General features: G+C 63.8%; 20 protein-coding genes. 16 read left to right on the forward strand and 4 right to left on the reverse strand.

Annotated features, from left to right (window positions below):
• The first annotated feature begins 104 nt into the window (after positions 1 to 104).
• Positions 105 to 1,067 (forward strand): DMT family transporter, encoded by a 963-nt coding sequence (locus tag B2790_RS19790; protein WP_286919566.1) that lies wholly within the window; start codon positions 105 to 107, stop codon positions 1,065 to 1,067.
• Positions 1,068 to 1,190: 123 nt separating this feature from the next.
• On the opposite strand, the gene B2790_RS19795 is transcribed toward B2790_RS19790, so the two are convergent.
• Entirely contained in the window at positions 1,191 to 2,585 is a 1,395-nt protein-coding gene (locus B2790_RS19795) for a class II fumarate hydratase (RefSeq protein WP_137163221.1), read from the reverse strand.
• Between the two features lie 155 nt (positions 2,586 to 2,740).
• Between B2790_RS19795 and B2790_RS19800 the strand changes: the two genes are divergently transcribed.
• The 7 genes from B2790_RS19800 to B2790_RS19830 all read left to right on the forward strand — a co-directional run bounded on the left by B2790_RS19800 (position 2,741) and on the right by B2790_RS19830 (position 10,774).
• Positions 2,741 to 3,265, forward strand: coding sequence for a DUF2059 domain-containing protein (locus tag B2790_RS19800; protein WP_025338091.1), 525 nt, complete (start codon positions 2,741 to 2,743; stop codon positions 3,263 to 3,265).
• 10 nt (positions 3,266 to 3,275) lie between these two features.
• Positions 3,276 to 3,572, forward strand: coding sequence for a BolA family protein (locus B2790_RS19805; RefSeq protein WP_003252644.1), 297 nt, complete (start codon positions 3,276 to 3,278; stop codon positions 3,570 to 3,572).
• Between the two features lie 219 nt (positions 3,573 to 3,791).
• Entirely contained in the window at positions 3,792 to 4,724 is a 933-nt protein-coding gene (locus B2790_RS19810; protein WP_025338092.1) for a rhodanese-related sulfurtransferase, read from the forward strand.
• A 3-nt stretch (positions 4,725 to 4,727) separates the two neighbouring features.
• The gene (locus tag B2790_RS19815) at positions 4,728 to 5,360 is read left to right on the forward strand and encodes a DsbA family protein (RefSeq protein WP_025338093.1); all 633 of its coding nucleotides are present in this window, start codon (positions 4,728 to 4,730) and stop codon (positions 5,358 to 5,360) included.
• A complete protein-coding gene (locus B2790_RS19820) occupies positions 5,353 to 7,185 on the forward strand; it encodes an ABC transporter ATP-binding protein (protein ID WP_286919567.1) in 1,833 nt (610 codons plus the stop codon). Before B2790_RS19815 ends, B2790_RS19820 begins: the two co-directional genes overlap by 8 nt.
• 316 nt (positions 7,186 to 7,501) lie before the next feature.
• Entirely contained in the window at positions 7,502 to 9,958 is a 2,457-nt protein-coding gene (locus tag B2790_RS19825) for an EAL domain-containing protein (protein WP_286919568.1), read from the forward strand.
• A gap of 30 nt (positions 9,959 to 9,988) precedes the next feature.
• Complete coding sequence (locus B2790_RS19830) at positions 9,989 to 10,774, forward strand: TenA family transcriptional regulator (RefSeq protein WP_274121093.1); 786 nt, start codon at positions 9,989 to 9,991, stop codon at positions 10,772 to 10,774.
• Positions 10,775 to 10,892: 118 nt separating this feature from the next.
• On the opposite strand, the gene B2790_RS19835 is transcribed toward B2790_RS19830, so the two are convergent.
• The 3 genes from B2790_RS19835 to ubiG all read right to left on the reverse strand — a co-directional run bounded on the left by B2790_RS19835 (position 10,893) and on the right by ubiG (position 13,150).
• Positions 10,893 to 11,633 (reverse strand): YciK family oxidoreductase, encoded by a 741-nt coding sequence (locus B2790_RS19835; RefSeq protein WP_025338096.1) that lies wholly within the window; start codon positions 11,631 to 11,633, stop codon positions 10,893 to 10,895.
• Positions 11,634 to 11,777: 144 nt separating this feature from the next.
• Complete coding sequence (gene mupP / locus B2790_RS19840; RefSeq protein WP_046615545.1) at positions 11,778 to 12,449, reverse strand: N-acetylmuramic acid 6-phosphate phosphatase MupP; 672 nt, start codon at positions 12,447 to 12,449, stop codon at positions 11,778 to 11,780.
• A gap of 2 nt (positions 12,450 to 12,451) precedes the next feature.
• Positions 12,452 to 13,150 (reverse strand): bifunctional 2-polyprenyl-6-hydroxyphenol methylase/3-demethylubiquinol 3-O-methyltransferase UbiG, encoded by a 699-nt coding sequence (gene ubiG, locus B2790_RS19845; protein WP_025338098.1) that lies wholly within the window; start codon positions 13,148 to 13,150, stop codon positions 12,452 to 12,454.
• Positions 13,151 to 13,261: 111 nt separating this feature from the next.
• Between ubiG and mtnA the strand changes: the two genes are divergently transcribed.
• The 8 genes from mtnA to B2790_RS19885 all read left to right on the forward strand — a co-directional run bounded on the left by mtnA (position 13,262) and on the right by B2790_RS19885 (position 25,930).
• Complete coding sequence (gene mtnA / locus B2790_RS19850; protein WP_085665329.1) at positions 13,262 to 14,338, forward strand: S-methyl-5-thioribose-1-phosphate isomerase; 1,077 nt, start codon at positions 13,262 to 13,264, stop codon at positions 14,336 to 14,338.
• Between the two features lie 353 nt (positions 14,339 to 14,691).
• Complete coding sequence (gyrA, locus tag B2790_RS19855; RefSeq protein WP_286919569.1) at positions 14,692 to 17,457, forward strand: DNA gyrase subunit A; 2,766 nt, start codon at positions 14,692 to 14,694, stop codon at positions 17,455 to 17,457.
• Between the two features lie 257 nt (positions 17,458 to 17,714).
• Positions 17,715 to 18,800, forward strand: a complete 1,086-nt coding sequence (gene serC / locus B2790_RS19860) for a 3-phosphoserine/phosphohydroxythreonine transaminase (RefSeq protein WP_025338101.1) — start codon at positions 17,715 to 17,717, stop codon at positions 18,798 to 18,800.
• Entirely contained in the window at positions 18,800 to 19,894 is a 1,095-nt protein-coding gene (pheA, locus tag B2790_RS19865) for a prephenate dehydratase (protein ID WP_025338102.1), read from the forward strand. Before serC ends, pheA begins: the two co-directional genes overlap by 1 nt.
• A 164-nt stretch (positions 19,895 to 20,058) precedes the next feature.
• Positions 20,059 to 22,299 carry a bifunctional prephenate dehydrogenase/3-phosphoshikimate 1-carboxyvinyltransferase gene (locus B2790_RS19870; RefSeq protein WP_286919570.1) on the forward strand — a complete coding sequence of 747 codons (2,241 nt, stop codon included), beginning with the start codon at positions 20,059 to 20,061 and terminating at the stop codon, positions 22,297 to 22,299.
• Complete coding sequence (gene cmk / locus B2790_RS19875) at positions 22,296 to 22,982, forward strand: (d)CMP kinase (protein WP_100413214.1); 687 nt, start codon at positions 22,296 to 22,298, stop codon at positions 22,980 to 22,982. The genes B2790_RS19870 and cmk overlap by 4 nt, the downstream gene beginning before the upstream one ends.
• A 124-nt stretch (positions 22,983 to 23,106) precedes the next feature.
• Positions 23,107 to 24,783, forward strand: a complete 1,677-nt coding sequence (rpsA, locus tag B2790_RS19880; protein WP_003252673.1) for a 30S ribosomal protein S1 — start codon at positions 23,107 to 23,109, stop codon at positions 24,781 to 24,783.
• 82 nt (positions 24,784 to 24,865) lie between these two features.
• A complete protein-coding gene (locus B2790_RS19885; protein ID WP_286919571.1) occupies positions 24,866 to 25,930 on the forward strand; it encodes an acyltransferase family protein in 1,065 nt (354 codons plus the stop codon).
• Positions 25,931 to 25,995: the final 65 nt, after the last annotated feature.

Below are 25,995 nucleotides of genomic sequence, written 5' to 3' on the forward strand. Positions count from 1 at the left end.
AGAAGAATGACCTGATGAATTCTTTTCCCGGCACTTGCCACCGTCCCCGCCCTCCAAGCCCGTAGAATTCAACCACCCCCACCACGGGCTTGATCGAGGATTTTATGCACACCATTACCGGCCGCTGGGGCTATGGCCTGTTCCTGGCACTTCTGACTGCATTGCTCTGGGGCATCCTGCCGATCAAGCTCAAGCAGGTGCTGCAAGTGGTCGACCCGGTCACCGTCACCTGGTACCGCCTGCTGGTTTCCGGTGGCCTGCTGTTTGCCTGGCTGGCCGCCAAGCGCAGGTTGCCCTCCTTGCGCAAACTGGCGCCCAAGGGCAAAGGCCTTGTGGTAGTGGCCGTGCTTGGCCTGATGGGCAACTACGTGCTGTACCTGATCGGCCTCAACCTGCTCAGCCCGGGCACCGCGCAACTGGTCGTGCAGATCGGCCCGGTGCTGTTGCTGGTGGCCAGTGTGTTCGTGTTCCGCGAGCGTTTCAGCCTGGGGCAGGGCGTGGGCCTGCTGATCCTGCTGGCGGGGTTCGGGCTGTTTTTCAACCAGCGTTTGGAAGAGCTGCTGACCTCGCTCGGCACCTATACCACCGGCGTGCTGACCATCCTGCTGGCCACCAGCATCTGGGTGTTCTATGCGCTTAGCCAGAAGCAGCTGCTGACTGTGTGGCATTCGCAGCAGGTAATGATGGTGATCTACCTCAGCTGCGCCGCGCTGCTGACGCCCTGGGTCCACCCGTTGGAGGCGTTGCAGCTGACCCCGGTGCAAGGCTGGCTGTTGCTGGCCTGTTGCCTGAATACCCTGGTGGCCTATGGCGCGTTCGCCGAGGCGCTGGCGCACTGGGAGGCGTCGCGGGTGAGTGCCACGCTGGCGCTGACCCCGCTGGTGACCTTTGTCGCGGTGGCGTTGGCGGCGTTGGTGTGGCCTGAGTATGTGCACGCCGAGGACATCAATGCCCTGGGTTATGTGGGGGCAGTGACGGTGGTGCTGGGTTCGGCGCTGGTGGCGCTGGGGCCTTCGCTGGTGGCCGGGTGGCGAGCCCGCAGGGCGCGGTTGGCCCAGGTTCAGTGATTACCTGTACGGCCCTTTCGCGGGCTTGCCCGTTCCTACAGGGTCTCCACAATCTTGTAGATTGGTGCAGTACCTGTGGGAGCGGGCAAGCCCGCGAAGAGGCTGCTACAGGCGATAGGTGATCTAGCCCTTGCCCCCCGGAGCCAGCATGTTCTCCGGCCTCACCCACTGGTCGAACTGCTCATTGGTCAGGTACTTCAACTCCAGTGCCGCCTCGCGCAAGGTCTTGCCTTCGCCATAGGCCTTCTTGGCAATTTCCGCCGCCTTGTCATAGCCAATATGCGGGTTCAGTGCCGTCACCAGCATCAACCCCCGTTCCAGGTGCGCCGCCATCTGCTCGGCATCCGGCTCGATGCCCGCCACGCAGTGCTGCTGGAAGTTGCGGCAGCCGTCAGCCAGCAATTCGATCGACTGCAGCAGGTTGTGGATGATCACCGGCTTGAACACGTTCAGCTGCAAATGCCCCTGGCTGGCGGCAAAGCCGATCGCCGCGTCGTTGCCCAGCACCTGGCAGGCCAGCATCGACAGCGCTTCGCACTGGGTCGGGTTGACCTTGCCTGGCATGATCGAGCTGCCCGGCTCGTTGGCCGGCAGGCGTACCTCGGCCAGCCCGGCGCGCGGGCCGGAACCCAGCAGGCGCAGGTCGTTGGCGATTTTCATCAGGGCCACGGCCAGGGTCTTCAGGGCGCCGGCCAGGCTGGTCAGCGGCTCGTGGCCGGCGAGGGCAGCGAACTTGTTCGGCGCAGTGACGAACGGCAGGCCGGACAACGCCGCCAGCTCGGCGGCGATGGCTTCGGCAAAACCATGCGGGGCGTTGAGCCCGGTACCCACGGCAGTGCCGCCCTGGGCCAGTTCGCACACCGCCGGCAGGGTGGCGCGGATGGCGCGCTGGGCATAGTCGAGCTGGGCGACGAAGGCCGACACCTCCTGGCCGAAGGTGATCGGCGTGGCGTCCATCATGTGCGTGCGGCCGGTCTTCACCAGCTTGTGGTGGCGTGCCGACAGCTCGGCCAGCCCCGAGGACAGCTCTGCGATGGCCGGCAGCAGCTTCTCGTGCACCGCCCGCGCCGCAGCGATGTGCATGGCGGTGGGGAAGCAGTCGTTGGAACTCTGCGAGCGGTTGACGTGGTCGTTGGGGTGCACGGGGGCCTTGCCGCCACGGCCCTTGCCGGCCAGTTCGTTGGCCCGCCCGGCGATCACTTCGTTGACGTTCATGTTGCTCTGGGTGCCGCTGCCGGTCTGCCAGACCACCAGCGGGAACTGGTCGTCATGCTGGCCGCCCAGCACTTCGTCGGCGGCCTGTTCGATCAGCCGGGCGATGTCGGCCGGCAAGTCGCCGTTACGGTCGTTGACGCGGGCCGCGGCCTTCTTGATCAGCGCCAGGGCGTGCAGCACCGCGATGGGCATGCGTTCCTTGCCAATGGCGAAGTTGATCAGCGAACGCTGGGTCTGCGCACCCCAGTAGGCGTCCTCAGGAACTTCGACCGGGCCCAGGCTGTCTGTCTCGATACGGCTCATTCTGTACTCACTCCTGTGTAGTTCGAAATCGCAGTTTAGGCCCTGATTCGACCGAGCGGTTCCGTCGCTCGTCGTGCCACTTGAGCACATCGCCACCACGGCGCAGAATGCTCTACTCTGAGGTACCCGCCTCCCTCTCTTCTGAAGGAAATGCAATGACCCGTCTCCGTGTCCTTTGTGCCGCCGTTGCCCTGGCTTGCGCCAGCGGCCAGGTACTCGCTGCCACCGCCAGCCACAACGCTGCTGCCGAGAAATTCCTGACCCTGGCCAACGCCGACAAGCTGGGCACCCCGGTGTACATGCAGGTCCAGCAGATGTTCGCCCAGCGTTTCGCCCAGACCAAGGCCCCGACCACCAAGCAGGCGGTGCTGGAAAGCTACCAGGCCAAGGCCAACGCCGCGCTGGACAACGCCATCGGCTGGAACAAGCTGAAGCCGAAGATGGTCGACCTGTACACCCAGACCTTCACCGAGCAGGAGCTCAAGGACCTGGTCAAGTTCTACGAATCGCCGCTGGGCAAGAAAGTGCTGCGCGAAATGCCCAAGGTCACCCAGCAGTCGGCCCAGCTGACCCAGCAGAGCCTGGAGCCAGCGGTACCGGTGGTGAACAAGCTGCTGGACGACATGACCAAGGAACTGGACCCGAACGCTGGCAAGGCCGCCGCCCCGGCGAAGAAGTGAGTACGCCGCGATGACCATGCAACAGCGTATCGAACAGCAGCTGGCCGCCCTGGCGCCGCAACACCTGCAAGTGCTCAACGAAAGCCACATGCACAGTCGTGGTCAGGAGACCCACTACAAGGCAGTGATCGTCAGCGAGCAGTTTGCCGGGTTGAACAGCGTCAAGCGCCACCAGAAGGTGTACGCCACCATGGGTGAGCTGATGGGCGAGATCCATGCCCTGGCCATCCACACCTACACCGCCGAAGAGTGGGCCAAGGTCGGCGTTGCACCGGCCTCGCCGGTGTGCGCGGGCGGCGGGCACTGAAACCTTGCTGTTGTTCTGGTAGAATCCGCAACATCCCAAAAGGGGGCTGCTGTGCAGCCCATCGCCGGCAAGCCGGCTCCCACAGGTAAAGTGCCCTTCTTGAGTGTGGCGCAATACCTGTGGGAGCTGGCTTGCCGGCGATGGGGCGCGCAGCGGCCCCCTGTTTCTTGTGTAACCCGGTCCGCCCCTTACGAGGGCAACCACTGGAGATCCTGCTTCATGTCCCAACCCATCGTCGTCGCGGCGCTGTACAAGTTCGTCACCCTGGAAGACTACGTCGAGCTGCGCGAGCCGCTGCTCAAGACCATGCTCGACAACAACGTCAAGGGCACCCTGCTGCTGGCCCACGAGGGCATCAACGGCACCGTGTCGGCCACCCGCGAAGGCATCGACGGCCTGCTGGCCTGGCTGCGCAACGACCCGCGCCTGGTCGATGTCGACCACAAGGAATCGTACTGCGACGAACAGCCGTTCTACCGCACCAAGGTCAAGCTCAAGAAAGAGATCGTCACCCTCGGCGTGCCGGGCGTGGACCCGAACCAGGCGGTCGGCACCTACGTCGAGCCCAAGGACTGGAACGCGCTGATCAGCGACCCGGAAGTGCTGCTGATCGACACCCGCAACGACTACGAAGTGGCCATCGGTACCTTCAAGGGCGCCATCGACCCGAAGACCGAAACCTTCCGCGAGTTCCCCGACTACATCAAGGCCAACTTCGACCCCAGCAAGCACAAGAAGGTTGCCATGTTCTGCACCGGCGGTATCCGTTGCGAAAAAGCCTCCAGCTACATGCTCGGTGAAGGCTTCGAGGCGGTCTATCATCTTAAGGGCGGCATCCTGAAATACTTCGAGGAAGTGCCTCAGGAAGAAAGCCTGTGGGACGGCGACTGCTTCGTTTTCGACAACCGCGTCACGGTGCGCCATGACCTGAGCGAAGGCGAGTACGACCAGTGCCACGCCTGCCGCCACCCGATCAATGCAGAGGAGCGCGCGTCCGAGCATTATTCGCCAGGGGTCAGCTGCCCGCATTGCTGGGACACCCTGAGCGAGAAGACCCGGCGTAGCGCCATCGACCGGCAGAAGCAGATCGAGCTGGCCAAGGCCCGCAACCTGCCGCATCCGATCGGTTACAACTACAAAGCCGAGGCTTGATGCATGTCTGCACGCCTGATCTATGTGATGGACCCGATGTGCTCCTGGTGCTGGGGTTTCGCACCCGTGGCCGCGGCCCTGATCGCCCAGGCGCGTGACGCAGGCGTGCCCACCCGCCTGGTGCCGGGCGGGCTGCGTACCGGCGGCAGTGCCCTGGACAGCTCTACCCGCAAGTACATCCTCGAACACTGGCAGGCGGTGGCCGATGCCACCGGCCAACCGTTCCGCTTCGAGGGGGCCATGCCCGACGGCTTCGTCTACGACACCGAGCCGGCCTGCCGTGCCCTGGTCACCGCCCGCGAACTGGACGCCGAGCGCGTCTGGCCGCTGCTGGCGCTGATCCAGCGTTCGTTCTACGAGCAAGGCGTGGACGTGACCGTTGCACCGCATCTGGTCGACCTGGCCGAACAGGCAGGCTTCGACCGTGCCGTGTTCGCCGAGGCCTTCGCCCGTGCCGATACCCGCGCCGCCACTGCAGCCGATTTCAGCTGGGCCCAGGACCTGGGCATCGCCGGTTTCCCGACCTTGCTTGCCGAACGCAATGGCCAACTGGCCCTGCTGACCAATGGCTACCAGCCGCTGGAGCGCCTGCAACCCTTGCTCGGCCGCTGGCTGCAGCAGGCCGCCTGTGCTTGATGTGCCTGGGTCACCCGACCCGGTACCGGGCAAACCTCACACTGTGGCCGATCGATTGAGCTGGGCGGAGATCCGCCGCCTGGCCCTGCATCACAAGAAAAACCTCTGGTCCGCCAACCTCATCGCCGTATTGGCGGCCTGCTGCAGCGTGCCTATCCCGCTGCTGCTGCCGCTGCTGGTGGACGAAGTGCTGCTGGGCCATGGCGATGCCGCGCTGAAGTGGATGAACCACCTGCTGCCGTCCAGCTGGCAGGTGGCCGCGGGCTACATCGGCCTGATGTTGCTGCTGACCCTGTGCCTGCGCCTGGCCGCCCTGGCGTTCAACGTGATCCAGGCCAAGCTGTTCGCCGGCCTGGCCAAGGACATCGTCTACCGCCTGCGCATTCGGCTGATCGAGCGGCTCAAGCGCATCTCGCTGAAGGAATACGAAAGCCTGGGCAGCGGCACGGTGACCACTCACCTGGTCACCGACCTGGACACCCTCGACAAGTTCGTCGGCGAAACCCTGAGCCGCTTCCTGGTGGCCATGCTGACCCTGACCGGCACGGCGGCCATCCTGATCTGGATGCACTGGCAGCTGGCCTTGCTGATCTTGCTGTTCAACCCGCTGGTGATCTACTTCACCGTGCAGCTGGGCAAGCGCGTCAAGCACTTGAAAAAGCTCGAGAACGACAGCACCGCACGCTTTACCCAGGCGCTGGCGGAAACCCTCGACGCCATTCAGGAAATCCGCGCCGGCAACCGTCAGGGCTACTTCCTCGGTCGCCTTGGCCTGCGCGCCCGCGAAGTGCGTGACTACGCCGTGGATTCGCAGTGGAAGAGCGATGCCAGCGGCCGCGCCAGTGGCCTGCTGTTCCAGTTCGGCATCGATATCTTCCGCGCCGCGGCCATGCTCACCGTGCTGTTCTCCGACCTGTCGATCGGCCAGATGCTGGCGGTGTTCAGCTACCTGTGGTTCATGATCGGCCCGGTGGAGCAGCTGCTCAACCTGCAATACGCCTACTACGCCGCCGGTGGTGCGCTCAGCCGCCTCAACGAACTGCTGGCACGCGACGAAGAGCCGCAGTACCCGGCTGCCAGCGACCCGTTCGCCGGCCGCGAGACGGTGGGCATCGAAGTGCGCGACCTGCGCTTTGCCTATGCCGACGAGCCGGTGCTCGAGCACCTCGACCTGTCCATCGCCCCGGGCGAGAAGGTGGCGATCGTCGGCGCCAGCGGTGGTGGCAAGAGCACCCTGGTGCAGCTGTTGCTGGGCCTCTACAGCGCCCAGGCCGGCACCATCCGCTTTGGCGGTGCCAGCCTGCAGGAAATCGGCCTGGAAACCCTGCGTGAAAACGTCGCGGTGGTATTGCAGCACCCGTCGTTGTTCAACGACACCGTGCGCGCCAACCTGACCATGGGCCGTGACTGCAGCGACGAGGCCTGCTGGCAGGCGCTGCGCATTGCCCAGCTGGATGCCACCATCGCCGCCCTGCCGCAGGGCCTGGACAGTGTGGTGGGGCGCTCCGGCGTGCGCTTGTCCGGTGGCCAGCGCCAGCGCCTGGCCATTGCCCGCATGGTGCTGGCCGAACCCAAGGTGGTGATCCTCGACGAAGCCACCTCGGCCCTGGATGCCGCCACCGAATACAACCTGCACCAGGCCCTGGCGCGCTTCCTCAGCGGCCGCACCACACTGATCATCGCCCACCGCCTGTCGGCGGTGAAACAGGCCGACCGGGTGCTGGTGTTCGACGGCGGGCACGTGGCCGAGGATGGCGACCATCAGCAGCTGATTGCCGAGGGTGGGTTGTATGCCAAGTTGTATGGGCACCTGCAGCAGAGCTGAATTTTTGGCAGCCTGTGCGGGCCCCTGTGGGAGATTGTCCAGCCCTTTGGGCTGCGCTGTCGCACAGGGAACAATGTTCGAGAGTGTGTCGCCTTCCCTTGTGGGAGCGGGCGTGCCCGCGAAGCAGACGACGCGGTATATGGCACCGGCTTCGCCGGTGTTCGCGGGCACGCCCGCTCCCACAGTGCCAGTACAGGCCATATGTAAATCACCCCCTTTCCTGGCATAAAAAACCCAACCGCCGGGATGGCAAATGGCCTACGCTGTGCTTTGTCTGGGTTGATTTGCGCCTTATCTGCTCTGTGACAGGGACTCCATGAAGGGACATCGCACTCTAGAAGCGCCAAAGTTGCTCGGCATCACCTGGCCCTTCATCGCCGTTGTGGTCTTCCAGGTAGCCTTGGGCAGCCTCAGCCTTTATACGCTCTCGGCCGTGCGTGCCTATGTCGCGGGCGAAAGCCTGTGGTCCAAGGCGCAGAAAGACGCCATCTACTACCTCAACCTGTACGCCGAAACCCGCGACGACAGCACCTACCATCGCTATCGCCAGGCCATCACCGTGCCCCAGGGCGACCACCAGCTGCGCGAAGTGCTGGACCAGCCCAGCCCCGACCTGGACGCCGCGCGCCAGGCCGTGCTGCAAGGCGGCAACCACCCCGACGATGTCGAGCGGATCATCTGGTTCTACCGCAACTTTCGCAACGTCAGCTACATGCAGACGGCCATCGACTACTGGGACATCGGCGACGACTACCTGGGCAAGCTGGACATGCTGGCCATGGAAATGCGCAGCAGCTTCGCCGCTGGCCCGGTTGACGCCCGCACGGTCAGCGACTGGAAGGCGCGCATCGTCACCATCAACGAAGGGGTAACCCCGGCCGCCAAGGCGTTCAGCGATGCCTTGGGCGAGGGCTCGCGCATGTTGCTGCGGGTGCTGCTGATCACCAACCTGCTGACCGCGATGTTCCTGATTGCCATTGCCTGGCGCCGCTCCAGCAAGCTGTTGGCCCAGCGCCAGGCCTTTGCCAGCGCCCTGCAGGAAGAAAAGGAGCGGGCGCAGATCACCCTGCAGGCCATCGGCGATGCGGTGATTACCGCTGACGTGGAAGGCAGTATCGGCTACATGAACCCCGCCGCCGAGCAACTGACCCACTGGCAGGCCGGCCAGGCCCAGGGCCTGCCGCTGTCGGCGCTGTTCAGCCTGGTGGACGAGCAGGCCGAGGAAGACGGCCGCAGCCTGGTCGAACAGGTGCTCAGCGGCAGCCTCAAGGGTGGCGCCGAACATGCCCGGCTGATCCAGCGCCTGGACGGTAGCACCGTGTCGGTCAACCTGGTCGGTTCGCCGATCGTCAATGACGGCCAGGTCAGCGGCATCGTGCTGGTGCTGCACGACATGACCCAGGAGCGCCAGTACATCGCCAACCTGTCCTGGCAGGCGACCCACGACGCCCTGACCGGGCTGGCCAACCGCCGCGAGTTCGAATACCGCCTGGAGCAGGCGCTCAATGACCTGGCCCGCCAGGCCGGGCGGCATTCGCTGATGTTCCTCGACCTCGACCAGTTCAAGCTGGTCAACGATACCTGCGGGCATGCCGCTGGCGACGAGCTGCTGCGGCACATCTGCGCCGTGCTGCAGTCCGGCCTGCGTGAAGGCGACACCCTGGCCCGGCTGGGGGGTGACGAATTCGGCGTGCTGCTGGAAAACTGCCCGCCCGATCAGGCCGAGCGCATTGCCGAGCAGCTGCGCCAGCTGGTGCAGAGCCTGCATTTCGTGTGGAAAGGGCGGCCGTTCGTCACCACCGTCAGTGTCGGCCTGGTGCACATGGCCCAGTCCCCCGGCACCCTCGAAACCTCGCTGCGTGCCGCCGACATGGCCTGCTACATGGCCAAGGAAAAGGGCCGCAACCGCGTGCAGGTGTACCATGCCGACGACAGCGAGCTGTCCATGCGCTTTGGCGAAATGGCCTGGATCCAGCGCTTGCACGTGGCCCTGGAAGAAAACCGCTTCTGCCTGTACGCCCAGGAAATCGCCCCGCTGAAAACCTTCGAAGGCCCCGGCCATATCGAGATCCTGCTACGCCTGCACGACGAAAGCGGGCGTACCATCCTGCCCAGCAGCTTCATCCCGGCGGCCGAGCGCTACGGCCTGATGACCGCGCTGGACCGCTGGGTGGTGCGCAATGTGTTCCTGGTCATCCGCCAGTGCCTGGACGAAGGGCGCGAGGGGCCGCTGTCGATCTGTGCGATCAACCTGTCGGGGTCGAGCATTGGCGATGACAAGTTCCTCGAATACCTGCAACGCCTGTTCGTCGAATACGCCATTCCGCCGCGGATGATCTGTTTCGAAATCACCGAAACCAGCGCCATAGCCAACCTTGGCAGCGCCATTCGCTTCATCAACGAGTTGAAGGGGCTGGGTTGTCGCTTCTCGCTCGATGATTTCTGCGCCGGCATGTCGTCGTTCGCCTATCTCAAGCATTTGCCCGTGGATTACCTGAAGATCGACGGGAGTTTCGTCAAGGACATGCTCGACGACCCGGTCAACCGGGCCATGGTCGAGGTCATCAACCACATCGGTCACGTAATGGGCAAGCGCACCATTGCCGAATTCGTCGAAACACCCTTGATCGAGCAGGCCTTGCAGGAAATTGGCGTGGATTACGCCCAGGGCTATCTCATCGAACGCCCTCAGGTGTTCACCTGTGACAGTCTGCAGCGCCAACGGATCGCCGCCCGGCCTCTGTTGCAGCGGGCACCTGGCACGTTTCGCTAGCTAGAAATCACAAGGATCAAGGAGCTGAAAGTGATTGACGCATTCGTTCGTATCGGGCCTTTGATGGATCCCGCCAGCTACCCCCAATGGGCCCAGCAAATGATTGAAGACTGCCGCGAGAGCAAGCGCCGGGTAGTCGAGCATGAGTTCTACGCGCGCCTGCGCGACGGCCAGCTGAAGCAATCGACCATTCGCCAGTACCTGATCGGTGGCTGGCCGGTGGTGGAGCAGTTTTCGCTGTACATGGCTCACAACCTGACCAAGACCCGCTATGGCCGTCATCAGGGCGAAGACATGGCGCGGCGCTGGCTGATGCGCAACATCCGTGTCGAGCTCAACCACGCCGACTACTGGGTGAACTGGTGCCAGGCGCATGGCGTGCACCTGCACGAGCTGCAGGCCCAGGAAGTGCCGCCAGAGCTGAACGGCCTGAATGACTGGTGCTGGCGCGTGTGCGCCACCGAGAACCTGGCCATTTCCATGGCGGCGACCAACTACGCCATCGAAGGTGCGACCGGTGAGTGGTCGGCGGTGGTGTGCTCCACCGACACCTATGCGCTGGGCTTCCCGGAGGATCAGCGCAAGCGCGCGATGAAGTGGCTGAAGATGCATGCCCAGTATGACGACGCGCACCCGTGGGAGGCGCTGGAGATCATCTGCACCCTGGCCGGCGAGAACCCGACCCAGGGGCTGCGCAATGAACTGCGCAAGGCGATTTGCAAGAGTTATGACTGCATGTACCTGTTCCTGGAACGGTGCATGCAGCTGGAAGGGCGCCAGCAGGGGCGCATGCGCCCGGTGTTGGCAGCGGGCTGATCGCTCTCCAGTCCCGGCCTCTTCGCGGGCTCGCCCGCTCCCACAGGTATGGCGCAGTCCTCAAGGGCTGTGGTGATCCTGTGGGAGCGGGCGTGCCCGCGAAGAGGCCGGTGCAGGCTTACTGGGCGTTGAACGCCTGCCCATTCACCCCTTTGCTGTCCGGCCCCATCAGGTACAGGTACACCGGCATGATCTCTTCCGGCAGCGGGTTGTTCTGCGGGTTCTCGCTGGGGTAGGCCTGTGCCCGCATCGCCGTGCGCGTGGCACCCGGGTTGATGCTGTTGGAGCGCACCGGTGCCACGCCTTCCAGTTCATCGGCCAGGGTTTGCATCAGGCCCTCGGTGGCGAACTTGGACACGCCATAGGCACCCCAGTAGGCCCGGCCCTTGCGCCCGACGCTGCTGCTGGTGAACACCACCGAAGCGTCTTCCGACAGCTTCAGCAGCGGCAGCAGGGTGCTGGTGAGCATGAAGGTGGCATCGACGTTGATGTGCATCACGCGCATGAAGTTGTCACCCGACAGCTGCTCCAGCGGCGTGCGCGGGCCGATGATCGAAGCGTTGTTCAGCAGGCCGTCGAGGCGGCCGAACTGGTCTTCGATCATCACTGCCAGTTCGTCGTACTGGTGGGGCAGGGCGGTTTCCAGGTTGAACGGGATCACCACCGGTTGCGGGTGCCCGGCGGCTTCGATCTGGTCGTAGACCTCGTTCAGGTTGGCCTCGGTCTTGCCCAGCAGCAGCACGGTGGCGCCCAGCGCAGCGTAGGCCTTGGCGGCAGCGGCGCCGATGCCGCGGCCGGCACCGGTAACCAGGATGACCCGGCCTTGCAGCAGGTCGGGGCGGGCGGTGTAGTCGAACATTTTGTATTCCCTATTTATGCCGCGACACATACCCTTGTGGGAGCGGGCGTGCCCGCGAACACCGGCAAAGCCGGTGCCATCCACCTCAGTGCCTGCTTCGCGGGCGTGCCCGCTCCCACAGGGTCCGTCGTCAGCCGTTGCAACTCAGCAGCCGCACAGTGCGCTATCGATCACTTTGCGCAGTTCCAGCGGGTGGTCCACCACCACATCGGCGCCCCAGTTGTTGGGGTTGTCCTCTGGATGAATATAGCCGTAGCGCACCGCCGCCGTGCGGGTGCCGGCGTCGCGGCCAGACTCGATGTCGCGCAGGTCGTCGCCGACGAACAGCACGCTGGCCGGGTCCAGGCCGAGGGTCTTGCAGGCGAGGATCAGCGGCTCGGGGTCGGGCTTGCTGTTCTTGACATGGTCCGGGCAGATCAGCAGCGCCGAACGCTCGGCCAGGCCCAGTTGCTGCATGATCGGCTCGGCGAAGCGCACCGGCTTGTTGGTGACCACGCCCCACAGCAGGTTGCCTTTCTCGATGTCGGCCAGCAGCTCGGCCATGCCGTCGAACAGCTTGCTGTGCACCGCGCAGTCGCGCTGGTAGCGCTCGAGGAACTCCAGGCGCAGGGCCTCGAAGCCTTCGGCCTCCGGGCTCATGGCGAAGGTCGCGGCGACCATCGCCCGGGCGCCGCCGGAGATCACGTCGCGGATCAGCTTGTCATCGACGGCCGGCAGGCCGCGCTCGGCGAGCATGGCCTGGCAGATGGCGATGAAGTCCGGCGCCGTGTCGAGCAAGGTGCCGTCCATGTCGAAGAGTACTGCTTGCAAACGCATGCTTATTCCTCGCGCAGGGTCTGGATCATGTAGTTGACGTCGACGTCGCTGCTGAGCTTGTAGTGCTTGGTCAGCGGGTTGTAGGTCAGGCCGATGATGTCCTTCACCTGCAGGCCGGCAACGCGGCTCCAGGCGCCCAGCTCGGACGGGCGGATGAACTTCTTGAAGTCGTGGGTGCCGCGCGGCAGCATCTTCAGGATGTACTCGGCGCCGACGATGGCCAGCAGGTAGGCCTTGGGGTTGCGGTTGATGGTGGAGAAGAACACCTGGCCGCCAGGCTTGACCATGCGGTAGCAGGCGCGGATGACCGAAGACGGGTCGGGCACGTGCTCGAGCATTTCCAGGCAAGTGACCACGTCGAACTGTTCAGGCATTTCCTCGGCCAGGGCTTCGGCGGTGATCTGCCGGTATTCCACCTGCACGCCCGACTCCAGCTGGTGCAGCTGGGCCACGGCCAGTGGCGCTTCGCCCATGTCGATGCCGGTGACCGTGGCGCCGCGCAGGGCCATCGCCTCACTGAGGATGCCGCCGCCGCAACCCACGTCCAGCACTTTCTTGCCGGCGAGGCTGGCGCGCTCGTCGATCCAGTTGACGCGCAGCGGGTTGATTTCGTGCAGCGGCTTGAACTCGCTTTCGCGGTCCCACCAGCGGTGGGCCAGCGCTTCGAACTTGGCGATTTCGGCGCGGTCGACGTTGCTCATTAGAACAGTCCTCTGAAACTTCGCAAAATTGCGCCGGAGTATACCCGAGCGCTCGGCCCCGAGGGTCGCTATAATCGCCGGCTTTTGATATCCGAACGACGGGGAGAGGCGATGCGCGAGCGACTTTTGGCGGCGGAGAAGGTGACCGGGATCCGCTGGCAGGGCGGCGTCTTGCACCTGCTCGACCAGCGCCTGCTGCCGTCGGAAGAGCGCTGGCTGGCCTGCGACAATGTCGCGCAGGTGGCAGCGGCGATCCGCGACATGGCCGTGCGAGGCGCCTCGGCCATCGGCATTGCCGCGGCCTATGGCCTGGTGCTGGCCCTGGAAGAGCGGCTGGCCGAGGGTGGCGACTGGGAAATGGACCTGGAAGAAGACTTCCTTGTCCTGGCTGAAGCACGCCCTACCGCCGCCAACCTGTTCTGGGCGCTGAACCGCATGCGTGAGCGCCTGCAGCGCCTGCGTCCGGATGAAGGCGTGCTGGCGGCGCTGGAGGCCGAAGCGGTGGCCATCCACGAAAGCGACCGGGAAGCCAACCTGACCATGGCCCAGCACGGTATCGAGCTGATCCGCCGCCACCAGGGCAACGCGCAGGCCCTGCTCACCTACGGCAACGCCGGCGCCCTGGCCTGCGGTGGTTTCGGTACCGCGCTGGGGGTGATCCGCGCCGGTTACCTGGAGGGCATGGTCGAGCGTGTATACGCCGGCGAGACCCGCCCCTGGCTGCATGGCTCGCGCCTGACTGCCTGGGAACTGGCCAACGAAGGCATTCCAGTGACCCTGTGCGCCGACTCGGCGCTGGCCCACCTGATGAAGAGCAAGGGCATCACCTGGGTGGTGGTGGGCGCGGACTGCATCGCCGCCAATGGCGATGTGGCCAGCAAGATCGGCACCTATCAGCTGGCGGTCAGCGCCATGCATCACGGCGTACGTTTCATGGTGGTGGCGCCGAGCACCAGCATCGACCTGAACCTGGCCACGGGCGAGGACATCCCGCTGGAAGAGCGCGCTGCCGACGAGTTGCTGGACATTGGCGGTACCCGCGTGGCGCCGGATGTCGAGGTGTTCAACCCGGTGTTCGACGTGACCCCGGCCGACCTGATCGACGTGATCGTGACCGAGCGCGGCATCGTCGAGCGGCCGGATGCCGCCAAGCTGGCACAATTGATCTGCCGCAAGCGCCTGCACTGACCGGAAACCTCGCTGGCCTCTTCGCGGGCGCGCCCGCTCCCACAGGGACACCACCACTCTCGAGTGTTGCGATATCCCTGTGGGAGCGGGCGTGCCCGCGAAGAAGCCAGTGAAAATCCGAAGATTCAACCTCGTGTGAGGCCACCTGCCACATCTCCACACCGCCCCTGCCTTTGTGATAACATCCGGCAGTTTCCAAGACCGCCCATCACGGCGGCCTTCATTGCGCAGATCCATGGCACAACTCATTGATTTGTCGTAAGTCGTCGCACCCTTATGCGCTGCGGCGGCGAGCTTCGTTCGGCCCTTGATGGAGCTGCGAAGTTTCACCAGAAAAAGGAATCAGGCTTCTCATGGGCGAACTGGCCAAAGAAATCCTCCCGGTCAATATCGAAGACGAACTGAGACAGTCTTACCTCGACTACGCGATGAGCGTGATTGTCGGGCGAGCGCTGCCCGATGCGCGTGACGGCTTGAAGCCCGTGCATCGTCGCGTTCTCTATGCGATGAGCGAACTGGGCAACGACTGGAACAAGCCGTACAAGAAATCCGCCCGTGTGGTCGGTGATGTGATCGGTAAGTACCACCCGCACGGCGACACCGCGGTCTACGACACCATCGTGCGTATGGCCCAGCCGTTCTCGCTGCGCTACCTGCTGGTCGACGGCCAGGGCAACTTCGGTTCGGTGGACGGCGACAACGCCGCAGCCATGCGATACACCGAAGTGCGCATGGCCAAGCTGGCCCACGAGCTGCTGGCCGACCTGCACAAGGAGACCGTCGACTGGGTGCCCAACTACGACGGCACCGAGCAGATCCCGGCGGTCATGCCGACCCGTATTCCCAACCTGCTGGTCAACGGCTCCAGCGGTATCGCCGTGGGCATGGCGACCAACATCCCGCCGCACAACCTCGGCGAGGTCATCGATGGCTGCCTGGCACTCATCGACAACCCCGAAGTCACCATTGATGAGCTGATGCAGCACATCCCTGGCCCGGACTTCCCGACTGCCGGCCTGATCAACGGCCGCCAGGGCATCATCGAGGCCTATCGTACCGGCCGTGGTCGCATCTACATGCGTGCCCGCTCCGAGGTCGAAGACATCGACAAGGTCGGTGGCCGCCAGCAGATCGTGGTTACCGAGCTGCCGTACCAGCTGAACAAGGCTCGCCTGATCGAGAAGATCGCCGAGCTGGTCAAAGAGAAGAAGATCGAAGGCATCACCGAGCTGCGCGACGAGTCCGACAAGGACGGCATGCGCATCGTCATCGAGCTGCGTCGCGGCGAGGTGCCAGAGGTGGTGCTCAACAACCTCTACCAGCAAACCCAGCTGCAGAGCGTATTCGGTATCAACGTGGTGGCCTTGGTCGACGGCCGTCCGCGCCTGCTCAACCTCAAGGACCTGCTCGAAGCGTTCGTGCGTCACCGCCGTGAAGTGGTAACCCGCCGTACCGTGTTCGAGCTGCGCAAGGCCCGCGAACGCGGCCATATCCTCGAAGGCCAGGCGGTCGCGCTGTCCAACATCGACCCGGTTATCGCCCTGATCAAAGCCTCGCCGACCCCGTCCGAAGCCAAGGAAGCCCTGGTCTCCACTGCCTGGGAATCCAGTGCCGTGCAGGTCATGGTCGAGCGCGCCGGCGCCGATTCCTGCCGCCCCGAGGACCTGCCGGAGCAGTACGGCCTGCGTGAAGGCAAGTACTACCTGTCGCCGGAACAGGCACAGGCCATTCTCGACCTGCGCCTGCACCGCCTGACCGGCCTGGAGCACGAGAAGCTGCTGGCCGAGTACCAGGAAATCCTCGAGCAGATCGGCGAACTGATCCGCATCCTCAGCAGCGCCGAGCGCCTGATGGAAGTGATCCGCGAAGAGCTGGAAGCCATCCGCGCCGAATATGGCGATGCCCGCCGTACCGAAATCCTCGATGCGCGCCACGACCTCAACTACGGCGACATGATCCCGGAAGAAGAGCGCGTGGTGACCATCTCCCACGGCGGCTACGCCAAGACCCAGCCGCTGTCCGCCTACCAGGCTCAGCGCCGTGGCGGCAAAGGCAAGTCGGCTACCGGGGTGAAGGACGAGGACTACGTCGAGCACCTGCTGGTTGCCAACAGCCATGCCACCCTGCTGCTGTTCTCCAGCAAGGGCAAGGTGTACTGGCTGAAGACCTACGACATCCCTGAAGCGTCCCGCGCCGCCCGCGGCCGCCCGCTGGTCAACCTGTTGCCGCTGGAGGAAGGTGAGCGCATCACCGCCATGCTGCAGATCGACCTCGAGGCCCTGCAGCAGAACGCTGACGCCGACGAAGAGCTGGAGGACGCGGAAGACACCGTGCTCGAAGGCGAAGTGGTCGAGGCCGAGGAAGTGGACGAGGAAGACGGCGACACCCCTGAGTGGGTAGCCGAGCCGACCGGCGCCTACATCTTCATGGCCACCGCTTCGGGTACCGTGAAGAAGACCCCGCTGGTGCAGTTCGCCCGTCCGCGCTCCAACGGCCTGATTGCCCTGAAGCTGAAGGAAGGTGACACCCTGATCGCCGCGGCCATCACCGACGGTGCCAAGGAAGTCATGATGTTCTCCGACGCCGGCAAGGTGATCCGCTTCGCTGAAAGCGTGGTGCGCGAGATGGGCCGTAATGCCCGTGGCGTGCGCGGCATGAAGCTGGGCAAGGGCCAGCAGATCATCTCCATGCTGATCCCGGAATCCGGCGCGCAGATCCTCACCGCCTCCGAGCGTGGCTTCGGCAAGCGCACACCGCTGTCCAAGTTCCCGCGTCGCGGCCGTGGTGGCCAGGGCGTGATCGCCATGGGTACCAAGGGGCGCAATGGCCTGCTGATCGGCGCCATCCAGGTGCAGGAAGGCGAAGAGATCATGCTGATCTCCGACCAGGGCACGCTGGTGCGTACCCGCGTTGGCGAAGTGTCCAGCCTGGGCCGTAACACTCAGGGCGTGACCTTGATCAAGCTGGCTACCGACGAGACGCTGGTGGGCCTGGAGCGTATTCAGGAGCCTTCCGAGGACGAACTCGATGATGTGATCGAGACGGACGAAGAGGGCGTCGAGGCTGAAGCGCCAGACAACGAAGAAGCTGCTGGTGCCGAAGAGGCCCCGCAGGAGTAAGCAAGCGTAAAACCCGAACGGGGCGACCAAGGTCGCCCCGTTTGACTGATCAGGCCAGGTCATCGGGGCCGCTGTGCGGCCCATCGCCGGCAAGCCGGGCTCCCACAGGTTCAGCGCGAGCTTCGAGGTTTGCGCGGTCCTTGTGGGAGCTGGCTTGCCTGCGATGGCCTGCAAGGCAGGCCCATGACAGGCGACACAGTTTTGATTGGTCAGCACCGAATTACGATTTTGTACCATTTGGCAGAGCGAGAGTGGATGTGAGCAAACGAGCCTTTAACTTCTGCGCAGGCCCTGCCGCGCTTCCTGACGCTGTTCTGCAGCGCGCCCAGGCCGAGATGCTGGATTGGCGTGGCAAGGGCTTGTCGGTGATGGAAATGAGCCATCGCAGCGACGATTACGTGGCCATCGCCGAAAAGGCCGAGCAGGACCTGCGTGACCTGCTGTCCGTCCCCTCCAACTACAAGGTGCTGTTCCTGCAGGGCGGCGCCAGCCAGCAGTTCGCTGAAATCCCGCTGAACCTGCTGCCGGAAAACGGCACCGCCGATTACATCGAAACCGGCATCTGGTCGAAAAAGGCCATCGAGGAAGGGCGCCGCTTCGGCAACGTCAACGTCGCCGCCAGCGCCAAGCCCTACGACTACCTGGCCATCCCGGGCCAGAACGAGTGGAAGCTGACCAAGAACGCTGCCTACGTGCACTATGCGTCCAACGAGACCATCGGTGGCCTGCAGTTCGACTGGGTGCCGGAAACCGGTGACGTGCCGCTGGTGGTCGACATGTCGTCCGACATCCTCTCGCGCCCGATCGATGTGTCGCAGTACGGCCTGATCTACGCCGGCGCGCAGAAGAATATCGGCCCGAGCGGCCTGGTCGTGGTGATCGTGCGCGAAGACCTGCTGGGCCGCGCCCGCAGCAGCTGTCCGACCATGCTCGACTACAAGGTCTCGGCCGACAACGGCTCGATGTACAACACCCCGGCCACCTACTCCTGGTACCTCTCGGGCCTGGTGTTCGAATGGCTGAAAGAGCAGGGTGGCGTCGATGCCATGGAGCAGCGCAACCGCGCCAAGAAAGACCGCCTGTACGGGTTCATCGACAGCAGCGAGTTCTACACCAACCCGATCAGCCACAATGCCCGTTCGTGGATGAACGTGCCGTTCCGTCTGGCTGACGAGCGCCTGGACAAGGCCTTCCTCGCCGGCGCCGATGCCCGTGGCCTGCTCAACCTCAAGGGCCACCGTTCGGTAGGCGGCATGCGTGCCTCCATCTACAACGCCCTGGGCCTTGAAGCAGTCGAAGCCCTGGTGGCCTACATGACCGAATTCGAGAAGGAGCACGGCTGATGTCCGAGCACGAACTGAAGGCGCTGCGCGTTCGCATCGACAGCCTCGACGAGAAAATCCTCGAGCTGATCAGCGAGCGCGCCCGTTGCGCCCAGGAAGTGGCCAAGGTCAAGACCGCCTCGCTGGCGGAAGGCGAAAAGCCGGTGTTCTACCGCCCCGAGCGTGAAGCCGCCGTGCTCAAACGCGTGATGGAGCGCAACAAGGGCCCGTTGGACAACGAAGAGATGGCGCGGCTGTTCCGCGAAATCATGTCGTCGTGCCTGGCCCTGGAAGAGCCGCTGAAAATCGCCTACCTCGGCCCTGAGGGCACCTTCACCCAGGCCGCGGCCATGAAGCACTTCGGCCACGCGGTGATCAGCCGGCCGATGGCGGCCATCGACGAAGTGTTCCGCGAAGTGGCGGCCGGTGCCGTCAACTTCGGCGTGGTGCCGGTGGAAAACTCCACCGAAGGCGCGGTCAGCCACACCCTGGACAGCTTCCTCGAGCACGACATGGTGATTTGCGGCGAGGTCGAGCTGCGCATCCACCACCACCTGCTGGTGGGCGAGAACACCAAGACCGACAGCATCACCCGCATCTACTCCCACGCCCAGTCGCTGGCCCAGTGCCGCAAGTGGCTGGACGCGCACTACCCGAATGTGGAGCGCGTGGCCGTGTCGAGCAATGCCGAGGCGGCCAAGCGGGTCAAGGGCGAGTGGAATTCGGCGGCGATCGCCGGCGACATGGCGGCCAACCTGTACGGTTTGACTCGCCTGGCCGAAAAGATCGAAGACCGCCCGGACAACTCCACGCGCTTCCTGATGATCGGCAGCCAGGAAGTGCCGCCGACCGGCGACGACAAGACCTCGATCATCGTTTCGATGAGCAACAAGCCGGGTGCCTTGCACGAGCTGCTGGTACCGTTCCACCAGAACGGCATCGACCTGACTCGCATCGAGACCCGCCCATCGCGCAGCGGCAAGTGGACCTACGTGTTCTTCATCGACTTCGTCGGCCACCACCGCGACCCGCTGATCAAGGCGGTGCTCGAGCAGATCAGCCAGGAGGCTGTGGCGCTGAAGGTGCTGGGTTCGTATCCGAAGGCGGTGCTTTGATTCAAGGCCTTTGGGGCTGCTTTGCAGCCCTTCGCGGGCACGCCCGCTCCCACAGTGACAGCGTGATGTCGAACTCTGTGGGAGCGGGCGTGCCCGCGAAGGGCCGCACAGCGGCCCCAGTGGGCCCCGCAGGCTGTCTAGATTTCTGAACAGGGTTCGCACCAGTGGTAAAAGCAGTAACAACCAAACCCGCACCAATCATCAACCGCCTGGTCGTGGTCGGCCTCGGCCTGATCGGTGGCTCGTTCGCCAAGGGCCTGCGTGAAAGCGGCCTGTGCCGCGAAGTGGTCGGTGTCGACCTGGACGCGCCCTCGCGCAAGCAGGCCGTGGCCCTGGGCGTGGTCGATCGCTGCGAGGAAGACCTTGCTGCCGCCTGTGTCGGTGCCGATGTCATCCAGTTGGCCGTGCCGATCCTGGCCATGGAAAAGGTACTGGCCCGCCTGGCCGGGCTTGACCTTGGCGATGCCGTCATCACCGACGTCGGCAGCGCCAAGGGCAATGTCGTGCGTGAGGCGCGTGCCGTCTTTGGGGAACGCCTGCCGAGCTTCGTCCCCGGCCACCCCATCGCCGGCTCCGAGCAGAGCGGGGTAGAGGCCTCCAACGCCACCCTGTTCCGCCGGCACAAGGTCATCCTCACGCCGCTGGCCGAAACCGACCCGGCCGCCCTGGCCCTGGTCGACCGCCTGTGGCGCGAGCTGGGCGCCGATGTGGAGCACATGTCGGTCGAACGCCACGACGAAGTGCTTGCCGCCACCAGCCACCTGCCGCACCTGCTGGCCTTCGGCCTGGTCGATTCACTGGCCAAGCGCAATGAAAACCTCGAGATCTTCCGGTACGCTGCGGGAGGCTTCCGCGATTTCACGAGAATCGCCGGCAGCGACCCGACCATGTGGCACGACATCTTTCTCGCCAACCGCGACGCTGTCCTGCGCACGCTTGATACATATCGCAGCGATCTCGACGCCTTGCGCGACGCGATCGCTGAAGGGGACGGGCACCAGCTGCTGGGTGTATTCACCCGCGCACGCGTTGCCCGCGAGCATTTCAGTAAAATCCTGGCCCGCCGGGCCTATGTGGACGCTATGAACGCCAACGATCTGATTTTCCTGGCCCAACCGGGTGGCCGCCTGTCAGGGCGAATCCGCGTACCGGGCGACAAGTCGATTTCCCACCGCTCGATCATGCTCGGCTCGCTGGCCGAAGGCACCACCGAGGTCGAAGGCTTCCTCGAGGGTGAGGACGCGCTGGCGACCCTGCAGGCATTCCGTGACATGGGTGTGGTCATCGAAGGCCCCAACCACGGTCGCGTGACCATTCACGGCGTCGGCCTGCACGGCCTCAAGCCGCCACCCGGGCCGCTTTACGTGGGCAACTCGGGTACCTCGATGCGCCTGCTGTCGGGCCTGCTGGCCGGCCAGCCGTTCGACGTGACCATGACCGGCGACGCTTCGCTGTCCAAGCGCCCGATGAACCGTGTGGCCAACCCGCTGCGCGAAATGGGTGCCGTGGTCGAGACCGGCCCTGAAGGCCGCCCGCCGCTGACCATCCGCGGTGGCCACAAGCTCAAGGCGCTGACCTACACGCTGCCGATGGCCAGTGCCCAGGTCAAATCCTGCCTGCTGCTGGCCGGCCTGTACGCCGAAGGCAAGACCACCGTTACCGAGCCTGCGCCAACCCGTGACCACACCGAACGCATGCTGCGCGGCTTCGGCTACAGCGTCGACAGCAACGGCCCGGTGGCCTCGCTGCAGTCCGGCGGCAAGCTCACTGCCACCCGTATCGAAGTACCGGCCGACATTTCCTCGGCGGCGTTCTTCCTGGTGGCGGCGTCCATCGCCGAAGGCTCCGAACTGGTGCTGGAGCACGTTGGCATCAACCCGACCCGTACCGGCGTGATCGACATCCTGCGCCTGATGGGCGGTGACATCACCCTGGAAAACCAGCGTGAAGTTGGCGGCGAGCCGGTGGCCGACCTGCGTGTGCGCGGTGCCAAGCTGAAGGGTATCGACATCCCTGAAGAGCTGGTGCCACTGGCCATCGACGAGTTCCCGGTGTTGTTCGTCGCCGCTGCCTGCGCCGAAGGGCGTACCGTGCTGCGTGGTGCCGAAGAGCTGCGGGTGAAGGAATCCGACCGTATCCAGGTCATGGCCGACGGCCTGATCACCCTGGGCATCAAGTGCGAGCCGACCCCGGACGGCATCATCATCGACGGCGGCCAGTTGGGTGGCGGCGAAGTGCATGGCCACGGTGACCACCGTATCGCCATGGCCTTCAGCGTTGCCTCGCTGCGCGCCAGCGCGCCGATACGCATCCACGATTGCGCCAACGTCGCCACCTCGTTCCCCAACTTCCTGGCGCTGTGCGCCGAGGTGGGCATCCGCGTAGCGGAAGAGGGCAAGTCGTGAGTGCCCTGGCGCCAGTCATCACCATCGACGGGCCAAGCGGTTCGGGCAAGGGTACGGTTGCCGGGCTGCTGGCCCGCGAGCTGGGCTGGAGGTTGCTGGACTCTGGCGCGCTGTACCGTCTGCTGGCGTTCAACGCCAGCAACCACGGCGTCGACCTGACCAACGAAGAGTTGCTGACCAAGCTTGCCGCCCATCTGGATGTGCAGTTCATCGCCGCCGAGCCCGGTAAGCTGCAACAGATCATCCTCGAGGGCGAGGACGTCAGCAACGTCATCCGCACCGAGACCGTCGGCGCCGGAGCCTCGATGGTTGCTTCGCTGCCGGCCGTGCGTGATGCACTGCTGGTGCGCCAGCGCGAATTCCGCGAGGCGCCGGGCCTGATCGCCGACGGTCGCGACATGGGCACCGTGGTGTTCCCGGACGCGCCGTTGAAAGTCTTCCTCACCGCCAGCGCGGAGGAGCGGGCGCGTCGCCGCTACCTGCAGTTGAAGGGCAAGGGTGAAGATGTTAGTCTGTCGAGTCTGCTGGATGAGATTCGTGCGCGTGATGAGCGCGACACCCAACGTACAGTGGCCCCGCTGAAGCCAGCGGTCGATGCCATTCAGTTGGACTCTACCGAGTTGTCCATCGAGCAGGTGTTGCAACGTATCAGGAGCGAGATCGCACTGCGCGACCTTCTCTGATAGCCAGGAAAGCAGGCAGGGGCACCAGTCAACGTCCTGCCGGCTTTCCTTTACTTAAAACAAACCCACATTGTCTGGAATGTGGCTATGGGCGTCTGTTTCGCCCGAATCTACAGGAATTAAAATGAGCGAAAGCTTTGCAGAACTCTTTGAAGAAAGCCTGAAAACCCTCAATCTTCAGCCGGGTGCCATCATCACCGGTATCGTTGTCGACATCGACGGCGACTGGGTTACCGTACACGCTGGCCTGAAGTCCGAGGGCGTCATCCCGCTCGAGCAGTTCTACAACGAAGCTGGCGAGCTGACCATCAAGGTCGGTGACGAAGTTCACGTTGCGCTGGACGCGGTCGAAGACGGCTTTGGCGAAACCAAACTGTCCCGTGAAAAAGCCAAGCGCGCCGAGTGCTGGATTGTTCTGGAAGCAGCTTTCGCCGCCGAAGAAGTGGTCAAGGGCGTTATCAACGGTAAGGTTAAGGGCGGCTTCACTGTCGACGTTAACGGCATCCGTGCGTTCCTGCCGGGCTCCCTGGTTGATGTCCGCCCTGTGCGCGACACCACCCACCTGGAAGGCAAAGAGCTGGAATTCAAGGTCATCAAGCTGGACCAGAAGCGCAACAACGTTGTCGTTTCCCGTCGCAGCGTGCTGGAAGCCGAGAACAGCGCCGAGCGCGAAGCCCTGCTGGAAACCCTGCAGGAAGGCCAGCAGGTCAAGGGTATCGTCAAGAACCTCACCGACTACGGCGCCTTCGTGGACCTGGGCGGTATCGACGGCCTGCTGCACATCACCGACATGGCTTGGAAGCGCATCAAGCACCCATCGGAAATCGTTAACGTTGGCGACGAAGTCGACGTACGCGTTCTGAAGTTCGACCGTGAGCGCAACCGCGTTTCGCTGGGTCTGAAGCAGATGGGCGAAGATCCGTGGGTAGCTATCACTGCCCGTTACCCAGAAGGTACTCGCGTACAGGCTCGCGTTACCAACCTGACCGACTACGGCTGCTTCGCTGAGCTGGAAGAAGGCGTTGAAGGTCTGGTACACGTTTCCGAAATGGACTGGACCAACAAGAACATCCACCCGTCGAAAGTCGTTCAGGTTGGCGACGAAGTGGAAGTCATGGTTCTGGACATCGACGAAGAGCGTCGTCGTATCTCCCTGGGCATCAAGCAGTGCAAGTCCAACCCATGGGAAGACTTCTCCGGCCAGTTCAACAAGGGTGACAAGATCACCGGTACCATCAAGTCGATCACCGACTTCGGTATCTTCATCGGCCTGGACGGCGGCATCGACGGTCTGGTTCACCTGTCCGACATCTCCTGGAACGAAACCGGCGAAGAAGCCGTGCGTCGTTTCAAGAAGGGCGACGAGCTGGAAACCGTCATCCTGTCGGTCGACCCAGAGCGCGAGCGCATCTCCCTGGGCATCAAGCAGCTTGAAGACGATCCGTTCTCCAACTTCGTTGCTGTCAATGACAAGGGCGCTATCGTCAAGGGCATCGTGAAAGAAGTTGACGCCAAAGGCGCCATCGTCACTCTGGCCGACGACATCGAAGCTACTCTGAAAGCTTCCGAAATCAGCCGTGACCGCGTTGAAGACGCGCGTAACGTCCTGAAGGAAGGCGAAGAGATCGAAGCCAAGATCATCAGCGTTGACCGCAAGTCCCGCGTTATCAGCCTGTCCATCAAGTCGAAGGACGATGCTGAAGAGCGCGAAGCCATCCAGAGCCTGAAAAACGCTCCGGAAGCGGCTGCCGACACCACCATGGCTGCGCTGCTGCGCGAAGCAATGGCCAAGCAGAACTGAGTTCTGTTTGATCGGTAAAAAAAGGCGACCTTCGGGTCGCCTTTTTTTATGCTGAAAGAAGGCCATGTCGGGGGATTGTGCGATGTTGATGTTTGGCGACGTCATGGAAGGTCGCGGGCGCGATAACAATTTCCTGATCATCAGGCTGCTGGCGGCAACTGCCGTCGTGGTGGGGCATTCCTTTGCGCTCTCCTATCTGGAGTGCCTGAGTTGCACCGACCCTGGGCTGCTGCTGGGTATGCCGGTGCCCATTCATAGCCTGGGCGTGGAAGTATTCTTCATGGTCAGCGGTTTCCTGATCGCGGCCAGTGGTGAAAAAAATAGCGCCCGGGATTTCTACCTGGCCCGCGCATTGCGGATCTTGCCTGGCTTGCTTGTGTGCCTGCTGCTCATGGCCTTTGTGCTAGGGCCTGTCATTACCTCGCTGCCGCTTGGTGAGTATCTTTCCCAGCGTCAGGTTTACAGGTACGTCTATAGCCCATTGCTGATTTTCAAGGATGCCCAGTTCCTGTTGCCTGGGGTGAGCTTTACCCCGCGCCCCTATGGGGCTTCGGTCAATGGCAGCCTGTGGACCATCCCATTGGAAATGCGCATGTACGTGGTGCTGTGGCTATTGGTGCTGGTGGCCAAGGTTTGCCGGTGGCCGATGACAGGGTTGACGCTTGCCGCGTTGGTGGTTGCGCTGGGCTTGCACACCTTGCATCCAGCCTTTGCGGAGTACCCGTTCAAGCTGGTGGTGTGCTTCCTGGCAGGGGCGGTGTTCTATTCGTACCGGGCGGTGATCCCGTATACCGGCTGGCTGTTGTTTGCCTTTGTTGCGTTGTTCGTGTTGGCCAAGGGTGGGCGCCTTGAGGTTTTTGCGTTTGCCGTTCTGACGATGTACGGCACGTTGTACGTAGCTTATTGCCCGCAGTTGAAGCTTCCTTCGTTTGTGGAGGATTACTCGTACGGTATCTACCTGTATGCATTTCCGATCCAGCAAGTGTTGGCGTGGGCAATGCCATGGGCCGGGCCTTACTGGCTGATGTTGGCGGCCGTGCCGGCGTCCTGGTTGGCGGGGTATGTGTCGTGGGGGCTGGTAGAGAAGCCTGCCTTGGCGATGCGCAAACGCTTTTCCCGAGCGGGCTCCCGGCAGCAATTGGCATAGGCGTCTGGCCTCCAATAGCTGGTGTGCCCACTTTCACCCAGAAGGTGGTGTAGCCTTCAATGCAT

This window comes from Pseudomonas sp. UBA6753 (genome assembly GCF_002453565.1).
In the GTDB taxonomy this organism is placed as follows: Bacteria; Pseudomonadota; Gammaproteobacteria; order Pseudomonadales; family Pseudomonadaceae; genus Aquipseudomonas; species Aquipseudomonas putida_Z.

Excerpts from the sequence above, each read along its gene's own strand:
- mupP (WP_046615545.1), bottom strand. The coding sequence starts at position 12,449 with ATGCGTTTGCAAGCAGTACTCTTCGACATGGACGGCACCTTGCTCGAC.
- mtnA (WP_085665329.1), top strand. The coding sequence starts at position 13,262 with ATGCGCGAGCGACTTTTGGCGGCGGAGAAGGTGACCGGGATCCGCTGG.
- B2790_RS19795 (WP_137163221.1), bottom strand. The coding sequence starts at position 2,585 with ATGAGCCGTATCGAGACAGACAGCCTGGGCCCGGTCGAAGTTCCTGAG.
- B2790_RS19825 (WP_286919568.1), top strand. The coding sequence starts at position 7,502 with ATGAAGGGACATCGCACTCTAGAAGCGCCAAAGTTGCTCGGCATCACC.
- pheA (WP_025338102.1), top strand. The coding sequence starts at position 18,800 with ATGTCCGAGCACGAACTGAAGGCGCTGCGCGTTCGCATCGACAGCCTC.
- B2790_RS19835 (WP_025338096.1), bottom strand. The coding sequence starts at position 11,633 with ATGTTCGACTACACCGCCCGCCCCGACCTGCTGCAAGGCCGGGTCATC.
- B2790_RS19800 (WP_025338091.1), top strand. The coding sequence starts at position 2,741 with ATGACCCGTCTCCGTGTCCTTTGTGCCGCCGTTGCCCTGGCTTGCGCC.
- B2790_RS19805 (WP_003252644.1), top strand. The coding sequence starts at position 3,276 with ATGACCATGCAACAGCGTATCGAACAGCAGCTGGCCGCCCTGGCGCCG.
- B2790_RS19815 (WP_025338093.1), top strand. The coding sequence starts at position 4,728 with ATGTCTGCACGCCTGATCTATGTGATGGACCCGATGTGCTCCTGGTGC.
- ubiG (WP_025338098.1), bottom strand. The coding sequence starts at position 13,150 with ATGAGCAACGTCGACCGCGCCGAAATCGCCAAGTTCGAAGCGCTGGCC.
- B2790_RS19810 (WP_025338092.1), top strand. The coding sequence starts at position 3,792 with ATGTCCCAACCCATCGTCGTCGCGGCGCTGTACAAGTTCGTCACCCTG.
- B2790_RS19790 (WP_286919566.1), top strand. The coding sequence starts at position 105 with ATGCACACCATTACCGGCCGCTGGGGCTATGGCCTGTTCCTGGCACTT.
- B2790_RS19885 (WP_286919571.1), top strand. The coding sequence starts at position 24,866 with ATGTTGATGTTTGGCGACGTCATGGAAGGTCGCGGGCGCGATAACAAT.
- rpsA (WP_003252673.1), top strand. The coding sequence starts at position 23,107 with ATGAGCGAAAGCTTTGCAGAACTCTTTGAAGAAAGCCTGAAAACCCTC.
- gyrA (WP_286919569.1), top strand. The coding sequence starts at position 14,692 with ATGGGCGAACTGGCCAAAGAAATCCTCCCGGTCAATATCGAAGACGAA.